The sequence below is a fragment of the Burkholderia sp. SIMBA_062 genome (genome assembly GCF_046534765.1).
Classification (GTDB): Bacteria; Pseudomonadota; Gammaproteobacteria; order Burkholderiales; family Burkholderiaceae; genus Burkholderia; species Burkholderia ambifaria.
On record NZ_JAWRYD010000051.1, the window covers coordinates 21473 to 40854 of the forward strand.

Annotated in this window: 27 protein-coding genes and 1 tRNA gene; 16 read left to right on the forward strand and 12 right to left on the reverse strand. The window is 63.5% G+C overall.

Annotated features, from left to right (window positions below; genetic code table 11):
• Positions 1 to 31 precede the first annotated feature (31 nt).
• The 5 genes from SB786_RS33425 (at position 32) to tatC (ending at position 2525) form a co-directional block, all read left to right on the forward strand.
• Entirely contained in the window at positions 32 to 424 is a 393-nt protein-coding gene (locus SB786_RS33425) for a DUF4870 family protein (RefSeq protein ID WP_410731181.1), read from the forward strand.
• Positions 425 to 454: 30 nt separating this feature from the next.
• Positions 455 to 820 carry a histidine triad nucleotide-binding protein gene (locus tag SB786_RS33430; RefSeq protein WP_410731182.1) on the forward strand — a complete coding sequence of 122 codons (366 nt, stop codon included), beginning with the start codon at positions 455 to 457 and terminating at the stop codon, positions 818 to 820.
• Positions 821 to 913: 93 nt separating this feature from the next.
• Complete coding sequence (gene tatA, locus SB786_RS33435; RefSeq protein WP_006751795.1) at positions 914 to 1144, forward strand: Sec-independent protein translocase subunit TatA; 231 nt, start codon at positions 914 to 916, stop codon at positions 1142 to 1144.
• A gap of 26 nt (positions 1145 to 1170) precedes the next feature.
• A complete protein-coding gene (tatB, locus tag SB786_RS33440; RefSeq protein ID WP_006751794.1) occupies positions 1171 to 1701 on the forward strand; it encodes a Sec-independent protein translocase protein TatB in 531 nt (176 codons plus the stop codon).
• Between the two features lie 41 nt (positions 1702 to 1742).
• Positions 1743 to 2525: a twin-arginine translocase subunit TatC gene (gene tatC, locus SB786_RS33445; RefSeq protein ID WP_410731183.1), complete on the forward strand. Its 783-nt coding sequence runs from the start codon at positions 1743 to 1745 to the stop codon at positions 2523 to 2525.
• Positions 2526 to 2787: 262 nt separating this feature from the next.
• On the opposite strand, the gene SB786_RS33450 is transcribed toward tatC, so the two are convergent.
• Complete coding sequence (locus tag SB786_RS33450; protein WP_410731184.1) at positions 2788 to 3993, reverse strand: Do family serine endopeptidase; 1206 nt, start codon at positions 3991 to 3993, stop codon at positions 2788 to 2790.
• 21 nt (positions 3994 to 4014) lie between these two features.
• Here SB786_RS33450 and SB786_RS33455 point away from each other — a divergent pair, with 21 nt between their 5' ends.
• The 8 genes from SB786_RS33455 (at position 4015) to SB786_RS33490 (ending at position 10482) form a co-directional block, all read left to right on the forward strand.
• Positions 4015 to 4761 (forward strand): Nif3-like dinuclear metal center hexameric protein, encoded by a 747-nt coding sequence (locus tag SB786_RS33455; protein WP_410731185.1) that lies wholly within the window; start codon positions 4015 to 4017, stop codon positions 4759 to 4761.
• 218 nt (positions 4762 to 4979) lie between these two features.
• On the forward strand, positions 4980 to 5600 hold the full coding sequence (petA, locus tag SB786_RS33460; RefSeq protein ID WP_175758682.1) for a ubiquinol-cytochrome c reductase iron-sulfur subunit: 621 nt from the start codon (positions 4980 to 4982) through the stop codon (positions 5598 to 5600).
• Positions 5600 to 6982, forward strand: coding sequence for a cytochrome b (locus tag SB786_RS33465; protein ID WP_410731186.1), 1383 nt, complete (start codon positions 5600 to 5602; stop codon positions 6980 to 6982). The genes petA and SB786_RS33465 overlap by 1 nt, the downstream gene beginning before the upstream one ends.
• A 21-nt stretch (positions 6983 to 7003) precedes the next feature.
• Positions 7004 to 7762 (forward strand): cytochrome c1, encoded by a 759-nt coding sequence (locus SB786_RS33470; protein ID WP_410731187.1) that lies wholly within the window; start codon positions 7004 to 7006, stop codon positions 7760 to 7762.
• Between the two features lie 94 nt (positions 7763 to 7856).
• A complete protein-coding gene (locus tag SB786_RS33475; protein WP_006400565.1) occupies positions 7857 to 8468 on the forward strand; it encodes a glutathione S-transferase N-terminal domain-containing protein in 612 nt (203 codons plus the stop codon).
• Positions 8469 to 8539: 71 nt separating this feature from the next.
• Positions 8540 to 9061, forward strand: coding sequence for a ClpXP protease specificity-enhancing factor (locus SB786_RS33480; protein ID WP_410731188.1), 522 nt, complete (start codon positions 8540 to 8542; stop codon positions 9059 to 9061).
• A 19-nt stretch (positions 9062 to 9080) separates the two neighbouring features.
• A tRNA-Thr gene (locus SB786_RS33485) sits at positions 9081 to 9156 on the forward strand.
• Between the two features lie 198 nt (positions 9157 to 9354).
• Positions 9355 to 10482: an acyltransferase family protein gene (locus tag SB786_RS33490; protein ID WP_410731189.1), complete on the forward strand. Its 1128-nt coding sequence runs from the start codon at positions 9355 to 9357 to the stop codon at positions 10480 to 10482.
• On the opposite strand, the gene SB786_RS33495 is transcribed toward SB786_RS33490, so the two are convergent.
• From SB786_RS33495 to SB786_RS33545, 11 genes are all read right to left on the reverse strand, one after another.
• Positions 10443 to 11432, reverse strand: a complete 990-nt coding sequence (locus SB786_RS33495; protein ID WP_410731190.1) for a tyrosine-type recombinase/integrase — start codon at positions 11430 to 11432, stop codon at positions 10443 to 10445. The two genes, SB786_RS33490 and SB786_RS33495, sit on opposite strands and share 40 nt — an antisense overlap.
• A gap of 38 nt (positions 11433 to 11470) precedes the next feature.
• Positions 11471 to 11737 (reverse strand): DUF4224 domain-containing protein, encoded by a 267-nt coding sequence (locus tag SB786_RS33500; RefSeq protein WP_410731191.1) that lies wholly within the window; start codon positions 11735 to 11737, stop codon positions 11471 to 11473.
• 678 nt (positions 11738 to 12415) lie between these two features.
• On the reverse strand, positions 12416 to 15211 hold the full coding sequence (locus SB786_RS33505; protein ID WP_410731192.1) for a toprim domain-containing protein: 2796 nt from the start codon (positions 15209 to 15211) through the stop codon (positions 12416 to 12418).
• A 2-nt stretch (positions 15212 to 15213) separates the two neighbouring features.
• Positions 15214 to 15468 carry a hypothetical protein gene (locus tag SB786_RS33510; protein WP_410731193.1) on the reverse strand — a complete coding sequence of 85 codons (255 nt, stop codon included), beginning with the start codon at positions 15466 to 15468 and terminating at the stop codon, positions 15214 to 15216.
• Positions 15465 to 15827 (reverse strand): hypothetical protein, encoded by a 363-nt coding sequence (locus SB786_RS33515; RefSeq protein WP_410731194.1) that lies wholly within the window; start codon positions 15825 to 15827, stop codon positions 15465 to 15467. Before SB786_RS33515 ends, SB786_RS33510 begins: the two co-directional genes overlap by 4 nt.
• Before the next feature lie 4 nt (positions 15828 to 15831).
• Positions 15832 to 16026 (reverse strand): hypothetical protein, encoded by a 195-nt coding sequence (locus SB786_RS33520; protein ID WP_410731195.1) that lies wholly within the window; start codon positions 16024 to 16026, stop codon positions 15832 to 15834.
• A 44-nt stretch (positions 16027 to 16070) separates the two neighbouring features.
• A complete protein-coding gene (locus SB786_RS33525; protein ID WP_410731196.1) occupies positions 16071 to 16265 on the reverse strand; it encodes a hypothetical protein in 195 nt (64 codons plus the stop codon).
• Between the two features lie 4 nt (positions 16266 to 16269).
• On the reverse strand, positions 16270 to 16464 hold the full coding sequence (locus SB786_RS33530; protein WP_006757080.1) for a hypothetical protein: 195 nt from the start codon (positions 16462 to 16464) through the stop codon (positions 16270 to 16272).
• Between the two features lie 87 nt (positions 16465 to 16551).
• Positions 16552 to 16800 (reverse strand): ogr/Delta-like zinc finger family protein, encoded by a 249-nt coding sequence (locus tag SB786_RS33535; RefSeq protein WP_006757081.1) that lies wholly within the window; start codon positions 16798 to 16800, stop codon positions 16552 to 16554.
• Between the two features lie 11 nt (positions 16801 to 16811).
• A complete protein-coding gene (locus SB786_RS33540) occupies positions 16812 to 17090 on the reverse strand; it encodes a hypothetical protein (protein WP_006757082.1) in 279 nt (92 codons plus the stop codon).
• A 3-nt stretch (positions 17091 to 17093) separates the two neighbouring features.
• On the reverse strand, positions 17094 to 17330 hold the full coding sequence (locus tag SB786_RS33545; RefSeq protein WP_081472749.1) for a hypothetical protein: 237 nt from the start codon (positions 17328 to 17330) through the stop codon (positions 17094 to 17096).
• 83 nt (positions 17331 to 17413) lie between these two features.
• On the opposite strand from SB786_RS33545, the gene SB786_RS33550 reads away from it, so the two are divergent.
• The 3 genes from SB786_RS33550 to SB786_RS33560 are packed head-to-tail and all read left to right on the forward strand — an operon-like array spanning position 17414 to position 19259.
• On the forward strand, positions 17414 to 17872 hold the full coding sequence (locus tag SB786_RS33550) for a helix-turn-helix domain-containing protein (protein WP_006757083.1): 459 nt from the start codon (positions 17414 to 17416) through the stop codon (positions 17870 to 17872).
• 54 nt (positions 17873 to 17926) lie between these two features.
• Complete coding sequence (locus tag SB786_RS33555) at positions 17927 to 18727, forward strand: alpha/beta hydrolase (RefSeq protein WP_410731197.1); 801 nt, start codon at positions 17927 to 17929, stop codon at positions 18725 to 18727.
• A gap of 52 nt (positions 18728 to 18779) precedes the next feature.
• Entirely contained in the window at positions 18780 to 19259 is a 480-nt protein-coding gene (locus tag SB786_RS33560) for an OB-fold protein (protein ID WP_410731198.1), read from the forward strand.
• Positions 19260 to 19382 lie beyond the last annotated feature (123 nt).

The window sequence follows — 19382 nt, forward strand, 5'->3', positions numbered from 1 at the left end:
GTAAGAATTGTCATCTAACGGGGGTAGCATCATGACCGATACGCCGAGCGAGTTTCCGACGCCGTCGTTGCCGGGCGCAGCGGACGCCGAGCGGCTGAACGGCTTGCGCACGCTGACGCACGTGCTGTACGGCCTCTACGCGATTCATTGGCTGACGGGCGGCGTAACCGGCATCATCGCGATCATCATCAACTACGTGAAGCGCGGCGACGTGGCCGGCACGCCGTACGCCGACCATTTCGAGTGGCAGATCCGCACGTTCTGGCGCGCGCTGATCGCGTACGTGATCGGCTTCGCGCTGATGTTCGTGGTGGTGGGATTCGCGATCATGTTTGTCACGTGGATCTGGACGCTGTACCGTATCATCAAGGGTTGGCTGTACCTGAACGACAACAAGACGCTCGATCCGCAGGCCTGGTTCTGACCGGCGCGCGGGGCGTTTCGCAGGAGCAACATGAGTCACGATCCGAATTGCCTGTTCTGCAAGATCGCGGCGGGCGAGATCCCGAGCGAGAAGGTGCACGAGGACGACGAATTCGTCGCGTTCCGCGACATCCGCCCGGCGGCCGACACGCACGTGCTGGTGATTCCGCGCCGGCACCTGCCGACGCTGTCGGCGGCGAGCGAGGCCGATGCGCCGATGCTCGGCCGGCTGATGCTGCTCGTCGCGCGTCTGGCCGACCAGCTCGGCGTGGCCTACACGGGCGGCGAAACCGGTTTTCGCACGGTGATCAACACGGGCCCCGGCGGCGGGCAGGAGGTTTACCACCTGCACGCGCATATCCTGGCCGGTCCGCGGCCGTGGCTGCGGATGGGTTGACGTAGCGGGGCGTTTCCCCGCATCGATAGTCGAAGCCGGCGTGCCGCCGGCGATTTGCGCCGCCACGCGGCATGGTTGAGGAGAGGTTTCATCATGGGTGGATTGAGCATTTGGCACTGGCTGATCGTGCTGCTGATCGTCGCGCTGGTTTTCGGTACGAAGAAGCTGCGCAACATCGGCAACGACCTCGGCAGCGCCGTGAAGGGCTTCAAGGACGGCATGAAGGAAGGCGAGACACCGGCGGATGCGCAGCAACTGCCGCGCACGGGCACGGTCGACGTCAACGCGAAGGAAACGACGCGTTCCGACTCGAACAAGGCGTAACGCCGGCAAGCTGACAGGCATACGCGATGCTGGATCTCGGTCTTTCGAAGATGGCGCTGATCGGCGTCGTCGCGCTCGTGGTGCTCGGCCCCGAGCGCCTGCCGCGCGTCGCGCGTACGGCCGGCGCATTGTTCGGCCGCGCGCAGCGGTACATCAACGACGTGAAGTCCGAGGTCTCGCGCGAAATCGAACTCGACGCGCTGCGGACGATGAAGACCGATTTCGAGTCGGCCGCGCGTAATGTCGAGACGACGATTCACGACAATCTGCGCGAGCACGAGAAGGAACTGAACGACACGTGGCATTCCGCGGTCGGCGGTCTTAACGAAGGCTCGGTCGATGCCGGCACCTACGGCTCCGACACGCCCGCGGCGCCGTCGTGGCGCGGCAGTACGGCCGCGCTTGCGCGCAAGCGCCGCAACTGGCGTGTGAAGCAGGCGGCGATGCCTGTCTGGTACAAGCGCGCGACGACCCGCCGCACGCACGTGCAGTCGGGCGCCGCGCGTGTCGCGCGCCACCAGCCGGCCAGCCTGCGCCGGCCGACGCGCTTTCTCTGAGCCGAGCGCATGCTCGCTCGTCAATCCTACCGAGGGCCGGTGTGAGCGACCCGCAGCAGAACCCGGGCGACGCCCCGGAAGAAACCTTCATTTCCCATCTCGTCGAGCTTCGCGATCGCATCATTCGCGCGGGGCTGGCCGTGATCGTCGTGTTCCTCGGGCTCGTGTACTGGGCGCCCGACATCTTCCGGCTGCTCGCGCGGCCGCTGATGGAAAACCTGCCGAAGGGCGGCAGGATGATCGTGACCGACGTCACCGGGTCGTTCTTCGTGCCGATGAAGGTCACGATGCTCGTCGCGCTCGTGATCGCGTTGCCGATCGTGCTGTACCAGATCTGGGCGTTCGTCGCACCGGGCCTGTACCAGCACGAGAAGAGGCTCGTCATGCCGCTTGTCGGCAGCAGCTACTTCCTGTTCCTCTGCGGGATGGCGTTCGCATACTTCCTCGTGTTCCCGACGATCTTCCGCGTGATGGCGCACTACAACGCGCCGCTCGGCGCGGAGATGTCGACCGACATCGACAACTACCTGAGCTTCGTGCTCGGGATGTTCATCGCATTCGGGGTCACGTTCGAGGTGCCGATCATCGTCGTGCTGCTCGTCCGGATGGGCGTGCTGACACTGAAGAAGCTGAAGGAGATGCGGCCGTACGTGATCGTCGGCGCGTTCGTCGTCGCGGCGGTCGTCACGCCGCCGGACGTATTCTCGCAGCTGATGCTCGCGCTGCCGCTCATCGTGCTGTTCGAGGTCGGGCTGCTGGCCGCGCGGTTCTTCGTGCCGAAGCCGACGGAAGCACCCGAGCCGGAGAACGGCACCGCCAGTTGAGCAGGAAAACGGTGCGCGGTGGCCGGCACGCTGGCCACCGTCGATGCGGCCTTTAGGCAAAACATCGAAGCCGGCGAGCGGCCGGAAGGGCAGGCGGTGCGGGCGGGAACATGGCTTCACCGCGACGAAAGCGTTTCGCTGCAAAGCGGAAGGGCAGCCGAATCGAGTCGACCCCCAAGCGTTGGACATCATTCCAGCCCTTGGGGGTTTTTCGTTTCCCCCTGCTGCGTGCAAGCGGCGCAGACGCGCCGCCGGCCGGATGTCACTCGTTGTCGCCGTCCTGTTCGTCGAGCGCCTGCTTCGGCGGCGGCGGGCGCTTGCCGATCACGACGTTCAGGTCGAACTCCTTGCCCTTGCGCACGACGTGCACCTTGGTCGACGTGCCCGGCTTGATCTGCGCGACGGTGTTCAGCAGTTTTGTTGTGTCGGTGATTTCGTCGCCATTCACGCTCACGAGGATGTCGCCCGGCTTGATGCCGGCCTTGTCGGCCGGGCCGCCCTGCAGCACGCCCGCGACGATCGCGCCCGACTTCTGCTGGAGCCCGAACGACTCGGCGATTTCCGGCGTGACGTCCTGCGGCTCGACGCCGATCCAGCCGCGCGTGACCGAGCCCGTCGTGATGATGCTTTCGAGCACGGTGCGCGCGGTCGATACAGGGATTGCGAAGCCGATGCCCAGCGAGCCGCCCGAGCGCGAATAGATCGCCGTGTTGATGCCGAGCAGGTTGCCGTTCACGTCGACCAGCGCGCCGCCCGAGTTGCCGGGGTTGATCGGCGCGTCGGTCTGGATGAAGTTTTCGAACGTGTTGATGCCGAGGTGATTGCGGCCGAGCGCGCTGATGATCCCCATCGTGACCGTCTGGCCGACGCCGAACGGGTTGCCGATCGCGAGGACGACGTCGCCGACCCGCGATTGGTCGGAACGGCCGAGCGTGATCGTCGGCAGGTTCGTCATGTTGATCTTCAGTACGGCGAGATCGGTTTCGGGGTCGCTGCCGATCACCTTCGCGGTGGCGGTGCGGCCGTCGGCGAGCGCGACTTCGATCTGGTCGGCGCCGTCCACGACGTGCTGGTTCGTTAGAATGTAACCTTCAGGGCTCACGATGACGCCGGAGCCGAGGTTGGCGGCCGGTTCGTCCTGCTGCTTGCGTGCGTTGCGGTCGCCGAAGAAGTAGCGAAACAGCGGATCCTTCGCCCGCGGATCGGGCGGCAGCGAGCCGTCCTTGCTGGAGAATACGTTGACGACGGCGGGCATCGCCTTTTGCGCGGCCTCGGCGTACGAGGTGGTCGCCGGCGCGCCGCCGATGCCCGGCGCCACTTCCCGCAACGCAACGATCGGCGTGGCGAGCTGCTTGCCGAGCTGTCCTTGCCGTTGCAGCCATTGCGGCTTGAGCGTCACGACGATGAACATCAGCGCGAGCAGTACGGTCACCGCCTGCGCGAAGAACAGCCAGAAGCGTCTAAGCATCTGAATGGATTAGAGGTTTATATGGATCGGATCGAACTTGAATTGTACTTGAACAATACCCTTGAAACCGCGCGCTTCAAGGACTATTGCCCGAACGGCCTCCAGGTCGAGGGGCGCCGCAAGATCGGGAAGATCGCCACCGGGGTGACGGCGTCGGTCGCGTTCCTCGAAGCCGCGCTCGAATGGGGGGCGGATGCGGTGCTCGTCCATCACGGCTATTTCTGGCGCAACGAGGCGCCGCAGATCACGGGCCGCAAGTATCAGCGCCTGAAGCTGCTGCTCGCGAACGACCTGAACCTGTTCGCGTTCCACCTGCCGCTCGACGCGCATCCCGAGCTCGGCAACAATGCGCAACTCGGCCAGAAGCTCGGTCTAATCGGCGAGCAGCGTTTCGGCGACGGCGACCTCGGCTGGATGGCGACGCTGCCGATGCCCGTCACGCTCGAGCACTTCGTCGCGAAGGTCGAGCGCACGCTCGGCCGCACGCCGCTCGTGCTCGGCGATGCGGACATGCAGCTGCGCCGCATCGCGTGGTGCACCGGCGCCGCGCAAAGCTATTTCGATGCCGCGATCGATGCTGGCGCCGACGTGTTCCTGACGGGGGAGGTGTCGGAATCCGTCACGCACGCGGCCGCCGAGAGCGGCGTCGCGTTCGTTGCGGCAGGGCACCACGCAACCGAGCGCTACGGAATCCAGGCGCTGGGGCGTCACTTGTCCGAGGAATTCGATATCGAACACCTTTTTATCGATATTCATAATCCGGTCTGAACGACGGATTTGCGGCAGCGCATCGAAATTCCACAATGTAGCGAACGCTTAAAAGAGAAATGATTTAATTGCTCCGATAGTGCGGGAAAACCCTTAACTATCAACCACTTCGAAGGGATTTTCATCTCCGGGCCTTGTAAATGACGACTCCATTCGCGCAAACTAGCGGCGGAATGGAAAGTCGTGACGGAAAATCCAACTCAGAAGTGGGGCGTGTGATGCGAGACAAGGAAGAGAAACGCGTCGACAGCGGCCGCCGTACCTGGCTGATTGCGACATCCGTAGCAGGTGGCGTGGGAGGTGTAGCCACCGTTGTACCTTTCGCGGCGTCGCTTGCGCCGTCCGCGAGAGCGAAAGCGGCCGGTGCGCCGGTCGAGGTCGACATCAGCGGCCTGAAGCCCGGCGAGATGGTCACGGTGCCGTGGCGCGGCAAGCCCGTCTGGATCCTGAATCGCACCGATTCGATGCTGGCCGATGTGGTCAAGGCCGACAAGGAAGTGGCCGATCCGACCACGAAATCCCCGTATTCGATGCCGTTGCCCGCGTATTGCGCGAACGAATATCGCGCGCGCACCGATCGCAAGAACATTCTCGTCGTGATGGCCGTCTGCACGCACCTCGGCTGCACGCCTAGCCAACGCTTCACGCCCGGTCCGCAGCCGAACCTGCCGGACGACTGGCCGGGCGGTTTCCTGTGCCCGTGCCACGGTTCGACCTACGACCTCGCCGGTCGCGTATTCAAGAACAAGCCGGCGCCTCAGAATCTCGACATCCCGCCCTACATGTTCACGTCGGCGACGACCCTCGTGATCGGCAAGGACGAGAAAGGAGAAGCGTGATGGCCGTCGACAACAAGGAAGTCTCCACCACAGGTCTCACCGGCTGGATCGACCAGCGCTTCCCGCTCACGTCCACCTGGAAGAAGCACGTTTCCGAGTACTACGCGCCGAAGAACTTCAACTTCTGGTACTTCTTCGGCTCCCTCGCGCTGCTGGTGCTCGTCAACCAGATCGTCACGGGCATCTTCCTGACGATGAACTACAAGCCCGACTCGACGCTCGCGTTCGCGTCGGTCGAGTACATCATGCGCGAGGTGCCGTGGGGCTGGCTGATCCGCTACATGCACTCGACCGGTGCATCGATGTTCTTCGTCGTCGTGTACCTGCACATGTTCCGCGGGCTGATGTACGGGTCGTATCGCAAGCCGCGCGAGCTTGTGTGGATCTTCGGCTGCGCGATCTTCCTATGTCTGATGGCCGAGGCGTTCTTCGGCTACCTGCTGCCGTGGGGCCAGATGTCGTTCTGGGGCGCGCAGGTGATCGTGAACCTGTTCTCGGCGATTCCGTTCGTCGGCCCGGACCTGTCGCTGTGGATCCGCGGCGACTACGTCGTGTCCGACGTCACGCTGAACCGCTTCTTCGCGTTCCACGTGATCGCGATTCCGCTCGTGCTGGTCGGTCTCGTGATCGCGCACCTCGTCGCGCTGCACGAAGTGGGGTCGAATAACCCGGACGGCATCGAGATCAAGGCGAAGAAGGATGCGAACGGTGTTCCGCTCGACGGCATCCCGTTCCATCCGTACTACTCGGTGCACGACTTCTTCGGGGTCTGCGTGTTCTTGATGGTGTTCGCGCTGATCGTGTTCTTCTCGCCGGAGATGGGCGGTTACTTCCTCGAGTCGAACAACTTCGTCCCGGCGAACCCGCTGCAGACGCCGCCCGAGATCGCGCCGGTCTGGTACTTCACTGCGTTCTACGCGATGCTGCGCGCGACCACCGACCCGTTCAAGATCGTGCTGATGATCGTGATCGCACTGCTGGGCGTGCTCGCGCTGATCCGCGCGCGCGGCAAGTGGAAGGTCGGCCTGCCGGTACTGGCCGCGGCCATCGTCGTGTTCATGTTCCTGACGGAGTCGAAGTTCTGGGGCGTCGTCGTGATGGGCTCGGCGGTGATCACGCTGTTCTTCCTGCCGTGGCTCGACCGCAGCCCGGTGAAGTCGATCCGCTACCGGCCGCTGTTCCACAAGGTGTTCCTCGGGATCTTCGTCGTGGCGTTCCTCACCCTCGCGTTCCTCGGCACACGGCCGCCATCGCCGGTCTCGACGCTGATTGCGCAGGGCTGCGCGCTGATCTACTTCGCGTTCTTCCTCGGCATGCCCGTCTGGACGCCGCTTGGCACGTTCAAGCAGCCGCCGGAGCGGGTGCGCTTCAAGCCCCATTAATGTGAGCGAGGAGAGAACGACATGAAGAAACTGCTTTCGACGCTCGCGCTGATCGGGGCGACGGCCGTCGCGCTGCTGGGGGCGCCGGCCGTGCGCGCGGAAGGTAATTTTCCGCTCGACCGGGCGCCCGATAACACGGAAAATCTCGTTTCGCTTCAGCACGGCGCGCAATTGTTTGTAAACTATTGCCTGAACTGCCACAGCGCGAACCTGATGCGCTACAACCGTCTGACGGATCTGGGCATATCCCAGAAGGAGATCGAAACGAATCTCCTGTTCACGACCGACAAGGTTGGGAACACGATGTCCGTCGCGATGCGGCCCGAAGACGCGAAGAACTGGCTCGGCACCATGCCACCCGACCTGTCGGTCGAGGAGCGGGCGCGCAGCCGCGACTGGCTGTACACGTATCTGCGGAGTTTCTACCGCGACGATACGCGGCCGACCGGCTGGAACAACGCGGTGTTCGAGAACGTCGGCATGCCTCATGTATTGTGGCAACTGCAGGGGCAGCGCACTGCCAAATTCGAAGACAAGACGGACGAGGAGACGGGCGAGAAGGTCCACACGCTCGTCGGCTTCCAGCAGGTCACGCCGGGGACGTTGTCGCCGCCGGACTATGACGCTGCGGTGGCCGACCTGGTGGCCTATATGACATGGATGTCCGAGCCGGCCCAGCAGACCCGCAAACGCCTCGGCGTGTGGGTGCTGATCTTTCTCGGTGTCCTGACTTTCCTGGCCTGGCGGCTCAATGCCGCGTACTGGAAAGATATCAAGTAAACACGCCTGACCGGCGTGGGGCCGGCGCAAGGCGGAACCCGTGAAAGGGGTTGCGCCGCGTGCCGGCCCTCGGCTTTTTTGAGGAAACGCAAATATGATGGTTCTGTATTCCGGCACAACTTGCCCGTTCTCCCAGCGTTGCCGGCTGGTGCTGTTCGAGAAGGGCATGGATTTCGAGATCCGTGACGTCGACCTGTTCAACAAGCCGGAAGACATCTCGGTGATGAACCCGTACGGTCAGGTGCCGATTCTGGTCGAGCGCGACCTGATTCTGTACGAATCGAACATCATCAACGAATACATCGACGAGCGCTTCCCGCACCCGCAACTGATGCCGGCCGACCCGGTGCAGCGCGCACGTGCACGCCTGTTCCTGCTCAACTTCGAGAAGGAGCTGTTCGTTCACGTCAGCACGCTCGAGAACGAGAAGGGCAAGGCAGCGGAGAAGAATCACGAGAAGGCACGCCTCGCGATCCGCGATCGCCTGACGCAGCTCGCGCCGATCTTCGTGAAGAACAAGTACATGCTCGGCGAGGAGTTCTCGATGCTCGACGTCGCGATCGCGCCGCTTCTGTGGCGTCTGGATCACTACGGCATCGAGCTGTCGAAGAACGCCGCGCCGCTGATGAAGTATGCCGAGCGGATCTTCAGCCGCCCGGCCTATATCGAAGCACTGACGCCGTCCGAAAAGGTCATGCGTCGTTGATGATGCAATGAAGGCATGACGGAGCGGGCGGCGCGGCGTGCCGCGTGCCCGCTCCGGGTTCGAGGATTGTGATGCAAGAGATTTCAACGAAGCCCTATCTGCTGCGCGCGCTGTACGAGTGGTGCACCGATAACGGTTACACGCCGCACATCGCGGTGAGGGTCGACAACTCGACGCGCGTGCCGCGTCAGTTCGTGCGTGACGGCGAGATCGTGCTCAACATCAGCTTCGAGGCGACGAGCCAGCTGCAGATGGGTAACGAGTGGATCGAGTTCACCGCCCGGTTCTCCGGGAAGGCGCACAAGATCGAGATTCCGGTGGCCAACGTGCTCGCGATCTACGCGCGGGAGAACGGGCAAGGGATGGCGTTTCAGGTCGATGCTGTGGCGGGTGAGGGCGAGGATTCGGGTGCGTTCGAAGACGATGCCGCGCCGGCCGATGAGGCGCCGCGTGACGACTCGCCTGCCGTGTTGACGCCTGTCGTCGATGTCGGCGCGAACGAGGAGCCGTCCGAAGGGGCCGACGAACCGCCGAAAACCGACGGCGACGGCTCGAAAGGTGGCAGCAGACCTCGCCTCAAGATCGTGAAATGAGGTAGAATCTCGCGCTTACGCCGGCTTAGCTCATCTGGTAGAGCAGTTGATTTGTAATCATCAGGTGGCGGGTTCGAGTCCTGCAGCCGGCACCATATCCAGCAAGGGGTTACGCGATGTTTGCGTAGCCCCTTCGCGTTTCCAAAACACCCCTCACGTTTCCAAAACGGTGCGGCGGTGCTCGCAGACCAGCTCGTTTAACATAGCGGGCGCGCACGAATAGACCGGCGTGCGAGGTCAAACTGTTGCCGGGCCGGCGCAGTCCACAACGACAAATCCAACAACACCAGACCGTGAAGTTTTCCCGTATTCCCGAGCTTGACCTACTCCGCTTTGTTGCCGCGGTCGCCGTCGTGTTCTTTCACTACGCGTTCCGAGGCCATGCGGGTGACGATCTGACGACGATGCACTATCCGATGCTCGAGCCGGTCGCTCAGTATGGTTTCCTTGGCGTGCACCTGTTTTTTATGATCAGCGGCTTCGTGATCCTGATGACGGCGGGCGACGGGAGTATCAAACGGTTCATTGCGTCGCGCGCGTCGCGCTTGCTGCCCGCCTTCTGGGTCTGCTGCACGATCACGTTTCTCGTGACGCTCGCGATCGGCGGCGATCGATTCGTCGCGACGTGGCCGCAATACATCGTGAACATGGTCACGCTCGGCGGCGGATTCGGCGCCGATCCTATCGACGGCGCGTACTGGTCACTCGGCGCGGAGCTGCGGTTCTATCGCCTTGTCGGAATTTTGCTCATCATCGGCCAGATCCATCGGGCAGAACGCTGGCTGTTTGCCTGGCTGATTGCTACGGTGCTGGTGGAGTTGTTCCCATTCATCAAGCTCAAGAGCTTCCTGGTGACCGACTACGCCGGCTTCTTCATCGCCGGCGCCGCGTGCTTTCTCATCCGTGCGCGGGGTCTGTCGCGATCGCGTGTCGCGCTCGTTTGCGCTGCCTGGGCGCTTTCGCTGTACCACGAATTCCAGCTTCTGCCGTTCTTCGGCGAGAACTTCGGGAAGGGGCTGAATCCAGCTATCGTGGCGGTCGTGATGACCTCGTTCTTCGTTGTGATGCTCGCGCTCGCATTGCGCTGCGTGCCAATTCTTGCCAGCCCTCGATGGGTCTGGTTCGGTGCGGTCAGCTATCCGCTGTACTTGATCCACCAGAACGTCGGCTACATGCTGTTCAATCAAGTCGGCCAGGCCGTCGACCAGGGGGTGATGTTTTGGGCGATGATCGTTGCGGCGATCGGGGCTGCGCTGCTGGTGCACATCGCCGTCGAGAAGCCTGTCGCGAGCCCACTGAAGCGCGGGCTGTTGTTCCTGCTCGACGCGCTACAACGCCGCGCACCGATGCTGCCAGGACGTCGGCGCCGGCAACAAGCTGATCAGCGCGACGGCTTTACGGGGCGAGCACCGCGCACGTAGCGCGCTGTCATGCCTGGTCCGCTGTGGCCTGCCAAGCGTTGCCCTGCTTCGAGCCCTTCGTCGATCGTCTTGTGCGTTACGCCGCGCGCGCGAAGGTCGCGGAACTGAAATTTCGCCTTCTCGATGCCGGCCAGTTCGCGCGCCTTGTCGAAGCGCGACCGCAGCTTGCCCTTCGTGAGCGGATAGCCTTCTTCATCGCGCAGCAGATACGGCGAGACGTCGACCTTTGAGCCACGCCATGCGAGCAGTCGGTCGATCAGGGCCGCGAGCTCGCCCGTGATCTGGATGGTCACGAAAGCGCCGGTCTTGCGGGTGCGGAAGATCAGGTTGCCTTTCACGATGTTCGATCGCAAAACACCCAGGATATCGGACGGGCGTTGTGCACAGAGATCGGCCAGGTCCATCGCATTGCGAAGCGGCTGGTCGGCGACCGCATAGACCGATGCATACAGCTCGTCGTCGATGAGGATGTCCTGGCGGCCCGCCTCCTTCTTCCCGCGTACCCCTGCGCATGGATTCGCGATCGTCATCATGTCCCACAGCCGGCCGCAGTTTAGGACGAGCGACAGCACAGCCTTCGTGCGGTTCGCTGTCACGACGCCGCGCTTTTCCGACGTCGCTCGCCAGATTGCTGCCACGTCGGCCGGCGTGAGCGTGTCGAGTTCGCGATCACCGATGACGGCTGCCAGTCTCGACAGGAACAGGTCATACATGCGTTGCGTTGCCGCTGATTTCTGCGACAGCTCGCGCTGGCGGTATGCCTGCTCGAGCATCGCGAACGTGTGCCGCGTTGCTTCGGACGCCGGCGCGCGCCGGCCTTCCAACTCGGCCCATCGTTGAAGCGCGACGACGCGGTCGGTGCCGAGAGGCTCGAGAAACCGCCGACCGTCGACCACGCCGTGGTCGTAGTAGTAGCGCAGTCTCCCATCTGCGTTTTTGCGCGACCGCAAGCGCGGGATTGCCCCCGAGGTTTGTGCCTTGCGACCCATCACACGGCGCCGAGGTTAAGCGATGCCGGCGTCGCAGGTTGCGGAGCGCGTGCGTGTTTCGATTCGATGATGCCCATCTGCTTGTCGTGATAAGCGCGTGCGACCAACACGCGGCCGTGCACGTCGACGACATGCGGCCATCCCTGTTGAGCGAGCCACAGGATCTGGCGCGCGCGCTGCGGCGTGCCGGTGAGTTCGCGCAGTTCTTGTCGGCCCAGATACGCGCCGGCGCCGCGCTGCGGGCCACGGCCTGAATATTCTTGCATGGTGATTTTCAGTGCGTAAAGAGGGGACACGCAGCGCAACTCGTGGACTCGTGGTTCATGCGAAAAATTCTCATAAGTCTTTGATTTTTAATGGTTGTGCGCGCCACTAGTTGCCATGAAAAACCCGTGGCACCCCCTTCCGACTCGTGGCCTAATAAATAGGCAGCGCCCGCGACTCGTGGCAAAACGCGCGCGACTCGTGGCATGGCTTTTCGGTCAATTTCCGCCCCTTCTACGTATTCTTTCTTCTTCTTTTTCAATGAATTAGAGAGAAGAGAAAATGGGACGGCGGCGGCCGGCGCAAAAACCGGACTAGTGGCAAAAACGCCCCGACTAGTGGCAATTCCAATGCGATTCATGGTGGCACTCTTCTCAACAATCAAAGACTTACGAGCGGACAGCCCCGAAAACCACGATTCGCGTGCGCTGCCTGCCCGTTCCCGGTGGAAAAACCGGCCCGCGCGCCCCCTCTCCCTCAAGGCCCGCGTAGTTGCTCGGCCGTTTCGACTTGCGGGGGTACGGGGGGAACCGGACAGCACGGCGGCCGCGTGACGACGTGCGCCGATTGCTGCGCGCATCGACGCACGCACCGGAAACCCGAATACAGGGCCGCTGCGCGGCCGGAAAGAATGAGGGAAGGGGTACGGCCGCACGGCGGCCGCATCGGCTGAGAGCGGGTCATGCTCGACCCCGCTGCTCGGTCGCGTCGGTGGCCAGGTCTTCGCGGACGGATACGTGCAGACCGAAGCCGGCCAGGCGTTCGAGCGAAATCGGCGTGAGGTACGGCACGCGGCGCGTGTAGATGCGACGTTCGACTTCCTTCTCGCCGACGACGACGCCGGCGTGCTTAAGCTGCGCCTTGAACACGCGGTCGGATTTCACCGGTAGGCCGTTCCATTTGTCGCGCAGCGCGCTCGTGTGGGCGATGTGGTCCATCACGTGGCCCGTGCGCATCAGCAGGCAGAACTCGCCGTCGACCATGTCGAACGTGTACGGGTGCTTGTAATTGCCGCCGTCGATCTCCGACAGCACGGTTTCCATGATCCAGACCCACGGCTCGCGATCGGCGCTCGTCTCGGCGATGTGACCGTTCATTTCGGCGAGCAGGTCGCGCGGGAAGTCTCCTTCGCTCGGATCCATGCCGGCGAACTCGCACAGGTAGCGCCAGGCGAGCGCGACGGCCGCATAGTTGCCGGCCATCCGCTTCGCGCCGTCGTCCTCGCCGCTCGCGCGGCAGTTGGCCAGCGCCTTGTCGCGCAGCGTCGCGTACTGGTCGGACACGGCGCGCTTGTCCAGGCCGGCGAGGAATTCGAGCCACTGCCGAACCGGGAAGCGCGGCAGATCGTCCGGCATCAGCGGGCCGCGCTTGCCGGTCAGCGTCGTGCGCACGAGTTTGCCGAGCAGGCTGCGCACGGGCACGTCTTCGCCGGCCAGCATCACGGGCGCGCACAACAGGTATTCCGTCATGTCGGTGCCGCGACGTGTCACGGTGTACTGGTAGTTCTCCTGCAGCAGGCCGACGGCCTTGTCGATCACGTCCTGCCGGCGCGCGGACAGCTCTTCCCATCCGACCGGATGGCTCGTATGGCTGATGCTGGTCAGCAGGCGGAACTCGGTCTGCAGCGACTGTCCGGAAAACATCGTGAACGCGAGCGAGCGCTCGAGGCGCTTGATGAGCGTCGACTTGCCGGCGCCTTTGTTCGCCTGGATCGTGATGTGCGGCCAGAAACCGAGCAACGCCTTCAGGTGGCCACCGAGCGCCCATACGAGCGGAATCGTCGCGGCGTTCTGTTTGAACGTGGCCTGGTACGCGGCGATGACGCGGCGCGCGTCACTGGCCGGGCCGGTCGGGAACGTCAGGTTGTGATACGGGCACTGCTTGTCGGCTTCGGTGAAGTAGCAGTCCGGGCCTTCGTTGACGATCAGGCGGCCGTCGCGCCAGGCGAGCCCGACGAAGTTTGCGGCCTGGCGCGCGCCGAGGTCGGCACCGCGCTCGAGGATGTTGACCATACGCTTGAACGGCGCCGGCGCCCAGATCGGGCCGAACTTGCCCCACTGGTCGACGTTGTGGAGCTGGTCGTCGAGCATCACGCGGCGCACGAGCTGCGCGCCGTGGCGCGGCGCCTGCACGGACACGGCGAAATAGACGGTCGGTGCCTGGTCAGCGTCGCCCGTCATCGTCGACGTCGCGCTCGCCACGGACACGCGGCTGATGCCGGCGATGCGGAAGCCGCACAGGTCCGTCATGACGGGCGTCTCGACGCCGCTTTCCTCGTTCTTGTCCATCTTCGTGATGTAGCTGGTGAAGTCCGGCCGGACGCGGAAACGCCAGTACTGCGCGAAGTCGTGCGACGGCAGGAAGATGCGCGGCCGGCCACGACGTGTGGCGTCGCCGGCGAGGCCGGCGATAAGCCACGGCTCGAGCTGGTCGAGTGCGCGCTGCAGATCGGCCGGGCCGCGCAGTTGCAGGTAGTCGTTCACGTCGTTGATCGGCTTGACGGCCTTCTCACCGTCCGCGAGGTCCGCGAACCAATTCGCCTGGTCGACGAGCACGGCGCTGATGTTCAGCGCCGTGAGCCGTTCGTAGAGCGCCCAGGCGGCTTCCGGCCCAGGGCGGCGGCCGGCGCGCGGGTGGCCCTCAGCGAACGGCTCGTCGTTGTCCAGACAGATCACGACCTGCTTGCCGCGCAGGAACGTGAAGTCGATGCCGTCGACGTTCGCCAGGCCGCGCAGCGCGAGCGCGCCCGCGCCAGGCATCGCGCACGTGTCGATCGACAGCGCATTGATCGCGCTTTCGACGATGAACACGCGCTTCGCCTTGTCGAGCCGGCGAGGATCGGCGGTCCAGCCGTAGCCGGCCTTGTCGCCCTGGGTCTGCGTTTTGACGCCACCGTTGAGCGCGGGGTCGACGTAGCGCATGTCGACGGCGACGACGCGCGCGTCGCCAGGCGCGCGCACGATGAACGCGGCGGCCGGGCCGGCGTGGCCGACTTCGCCGGCGGCGATCTTCGAGCTGGTCCACGTGTTGAAGCCGAGCGAGCGCGCGGCGATCGCCGCGTCGATCGCGGCTGCGGAAATGCCCCGGCCGATGAGGTAATCGCGCACGTGGTCGCGCTCGGCGAAGCACCGATCGGCGATGTATTCGACGGTCGTTTTCTCACGGCGCTCGGCCGGCGCCTGGCGGTCGAGCGGGATGCCGTACGCGTCGTGCAGGTAGCGCACCGCGTCGGCGACCGTGCCGCCGCGCGTGTGAATGACTAGGTCGATACACGAGCCGCCGACGTCGGCGCTGTGGTCGCGCCAGCCGGTGCCGTGCTTCGGGTGGTCCACGTAGATCGACAGGGACGGGCTCTTGTCGTCGTGCTGCGGCGAGTGGTACAGCGCGCGGTCGCCGCCGCGACCGCGCTTCAAGCCGAGGCGATCGGCGAGGTCGTGCAGGTCGATGCGTTGTTTCAGTTCGTCGATCGAGGCCATCGTTATTGCTGTTGCGGTTGATGCAGGGAGAGGGCGGCAGGATTGCCGGGTGTCGCGGGGCTGTCGACGAGCGCGCGGAGCGCGCCGGCCGACGCGGGGAAGGCAAGCGCCAGGCGATCGCCGAGGATGCTGACGAACAGCGCGAGCACCGCGACGCGCTGCAGCCCGCCGGGCTCGTGGTCGAAGCGAAGAACGTCGGCGGCCGCCGCGATGGAAGCGGCGAGTGCGGCGTCGTGAGGGGTAGTCGTGTGCGTCATGCTGCTGCGCCTCCGAGGATGTCGTGATGGTTCTGTTGCAGGCGTTGAACGGCGTGCTGCAGCTCGTAGCGCGAGGTGATCGCCTGGTCGAGCATGGTGCGCAGGCGCTTGCGGTTGCGTTCGAGATTCGACGTCGCGTTCGCGAGGGCTGCTGTACGCGTCGCGCCGTGGCCGATGCGGATGCCCGATATCAGGTGCGTGACGATGCACTTATCGGGGTGGCCGTCGTGCAGGTGCGACTCGATGTGAATGCCGAACGTGGCGCCGGCGTCGTTCGGGATTGCGACGTGATCGCCTGCGACAGTGCGCAGGCCGGCCGAAGTCAGCAGCTCGTAACGAATGGTGGGCTCGTTCGTCATCGTGTCAGCCCCGCGGCGGAACGGTCCAGGCCAGCGCCGCGACCAAGACGATCATTGCGACGACACCGATCACAAAAGCGATCGGCCGCGCGAGCCGAACGTCGAACAGGCGCAGCACGTCGGCGGCCAGGTAGTAGACGCCGGTGAGGGAGAGCGAAAGCATCAGCAGCACGCCGATGCCGAAAACGTAGGGCTTCATGGTGTGGTTTCCAGGTGAGTGCGCCGGCGGCCGGCGCGAATGGTTCAGTCGAAGTCGTTCGCGGCGCGGCGTTTCCCGTCGACGGCCGGCCGCTCGGGCGCGGGTTCGCGATCACGCCATACGTTGGCCGTGCATTCGAAGGCGTGGCGCGCGGCCGGACACAGGGCGTCGAAATTCCCGACCATGCGCAGGCGGCGCCACATCGCGCGCAGGTCGAGTTCGGTGAGGGGCGCGCGCATTGCGTCAGTGCATCCAGTCGAGCACCGGTGTGCCGCGCGCCAGGTCCCACGACACGACGAAGCCCAAGGCACGGGCGTACGCGACGAACACATCGGCGCGTACGTCGGCAGCGGAGATCTTCGTGAGGTAGGCGACGCGCTCGTCGTAGGACAGCGATTGAGCGAGTGCGGCGATCGGTGCGGGGATCAGCGTTTGCATACGGCCTCCAAGAAATTTCAGGCAAAAGGAGTCCCTCACGCCCGCAGAGCGGGCGCGATGGGTGTTCAGCGAAAAGGGGGTTAGGGCTTAGGCGTCGAGCAGCGGGAGCTGTCGCGAATCGGTCGGAAGCCGATCAACCTTGCCGATCGGCACGTACACGTGCGGATTCGGATTGAGGCTCGGCGCGATCGTATGGACGGTCGCGACGTGAATCTTGTAGGTCGTCGCGCATTCGATGTTCGTGCACTGGCAGTACGCCTCGCGAACGAGAGCGGACAGCGTGCGGCTGGTTCGAATGACGGCGCGGCTGCCGCAGTGATGGCACTTCAATTTCATTCGGGATGCTCCTACGGGCGGCTGCATTCGCCGCGACCTTGGCGCGCGCATTGGCAGAACATGCCGACTTCACCCAAGGTCGCGACAGCGTCGAGATATTTGCGGGTCACACAAACGAAGCCAACGGCGGCAACTAGCGTGTCAATCTTGTCGATGACGATGCCCTTGCCGCCGCTCAAAAAGCGGCTGACTTCGGAGTCGTCCCATCCGAGCGCTGTTTGTACTTCGTGACGTTTAGGACCATGCAACGCATGGCGCAACGCAGGTTCGATTAGGGCGGGTGGTTGCATGACTCAACGCCTGGCAAAAGAGGTTGAGTGCGGTTGAGCCGTGGAGCCGGTAACTTTGGCGCGGTACCGTTCAACGCCCTCGAGGTAGATGAGACGGGCGACGCTCGACGTCGACCGGTTCAGAAACGTGGACAGTTCTTCTAGCGCGCGGCGTTCATCCGGCATAAGCCGCATGTAGACGGGCTTGCTGGATAGGACGCCGCGCGGAGAGCGTGTGATGGGAGCTTTCTTGCGAAGCATGGCGGTATACTTTCCCTTCGTTAACCTTGCACAAGCTAAGTGTAATTGCCAATTTGGCAAATTGCAACGGAAAACTTGCCCGTATGGAAATTTTTGGTGAGCGTTTAAAAGCGGAACGAAAGCGGCTCGGCCTTAAACAGGCCGAGCTTGCCGACCGAGCAGGGACGACCAACGTCGCCCAAAGCCGCTACGAGAGCGGCGATCGTTCGCCTGATTGGGGGTATTTGTCTGCCGTAGCCCAAGCTGGGGTCGACGTGCTCTATGTCCTGACAGGGCAACACAGCACGTTGGAGCTATCGGCGGACGAACATGTCTTGTTGGCGGGATACCGCTCGCTCGACGCGCAGGGGCGCGCCGGCGTGCTGGGCATGATCGGGGGAATGACGCAGCCAGTCACCGCTGCACCGTCTGCCAAGAAGGCCACGACGGTTCATCAGAATTTTCAGGGCGCTAGCGTCGGGCAGCACGTCACTGGTGATGTGACAGGCCCCTTCTCAATCAACATGAGCGGCGCAGGGCGGAAGAAGAAGCGAGAGAGTTGACTGTAGCGAAAGTGCACTACACGGCAGGGCCAGCCGTAGGAGAAAAAGAAGTCAATGAATCAGAAGTTCAGTGGTGATGTCGGGCAAGTCGCCGGCGGGGATGTGAAGAGCAACAGCGCGCAAACGAACGTCAATGTGCACTTCCACGGCAGTGAATCGAAGCCGCTCGTGCCGAAATTCATCAGCGACAAGCAGCGCAATGCGATCGCGCGAAAAGCATTCGAGATCGAAGAGAAGACGGGCACCGATAAGTTGATGGTGTACCGCCGGCTCATGACGGTGTTCGACTTCGAGCGAATGGATGAGATGCCGCGCAATGTGTACGAGCGGGCAATCAAGTACCTCGACGGCTGGATACGGAACGGCACGCTAGGTCAGGCACCTACTGCGCCTGGACACCGGGAAGACAAAGCGGCGACGGCCGCCTCGTCGCAATCAGTCGTGCCGAGCGAGTCACGTCAAGAGCTTCCGGTACCGCCGGCTGTCACTGCATCGGCTCGAGCGCCCGAACCGTCTCGGGTGGATGTGGCGGCGCAGGCTCCGACTTCCGCGCTAGCGCCATCACCCGCACCACGGCCCGCACCGGTACCAACTCAACAACAGCACCGATGGGTTTGGCCTGCCGTGTCGATCGTGGCAACTGCAGCTGCTGTCATTGCGGCCGTGCAGTATGTCGGGGCGCACCAACCTAATACGCCCTCGCAAGCCCAGGCCGCAGAGCCTGCGCAGCATTGCGAGTACGGCGGCGATCGCTATTCACCAGGCAGCGTCGTCATGCAGGCCGGTGTTCGCCGGCAGTGCGTCGCCGTCGAGGGCGGGGCAGCATGGCAGAAAGCCGATGCGACTCGCCGATGACCTCCTATACCAATTTCCAACAGGCGCAACGCGCTACCTATCCGAGGGACCTATGAAGAAACTGCTCAAAGTGCTTGGCATCGTCGTCGGTGTCGTTTTCGCTATCGGGATCGTGGGAGCCATTTTTGGCGAGAAGCCGACCACGGGAACGTCGACAGCGTCGAACGCAGCAACCGGTTCGACTGCCTCGAACTCGGTAAGCGAGGCATCCAAGCCGGTTGAGAAAGTCGGTGTGACCGCTGGAGCGCTCTTCACTGCATACGAGAAAAACGAAGTTGCCGCAGACCAAAAATACAAGGGCAAGGCCCTGTCGGTGAGCGGAACGATTCAGAGCATCGATAAGGATGCGTTCGACAATATCGTGGTGAAGCTGCGGTCCAGTAACGAATTCATGCCCGTCAACGCGTACTTGAGCAAAGAACATGAAGCACTTGCGGCGTCGCTCGAGAAAGGCAAGAAGGTGACGTGGACCTGCGAAGGTGATGGCCGCCTGATCGGTAGCCCGATGCTGCGGGATTGCACGCCGGCGTAACAGTCGGTGCGCGAGTAAGCTGAAGCCCGCGATTGCGGGCTTTTTTGGACCTATCCGTGATTTCGTGGGCGGGGCATATCATGAGGTGTAAACGTCATGGATATGCCGATGAAGAAGAAAAGA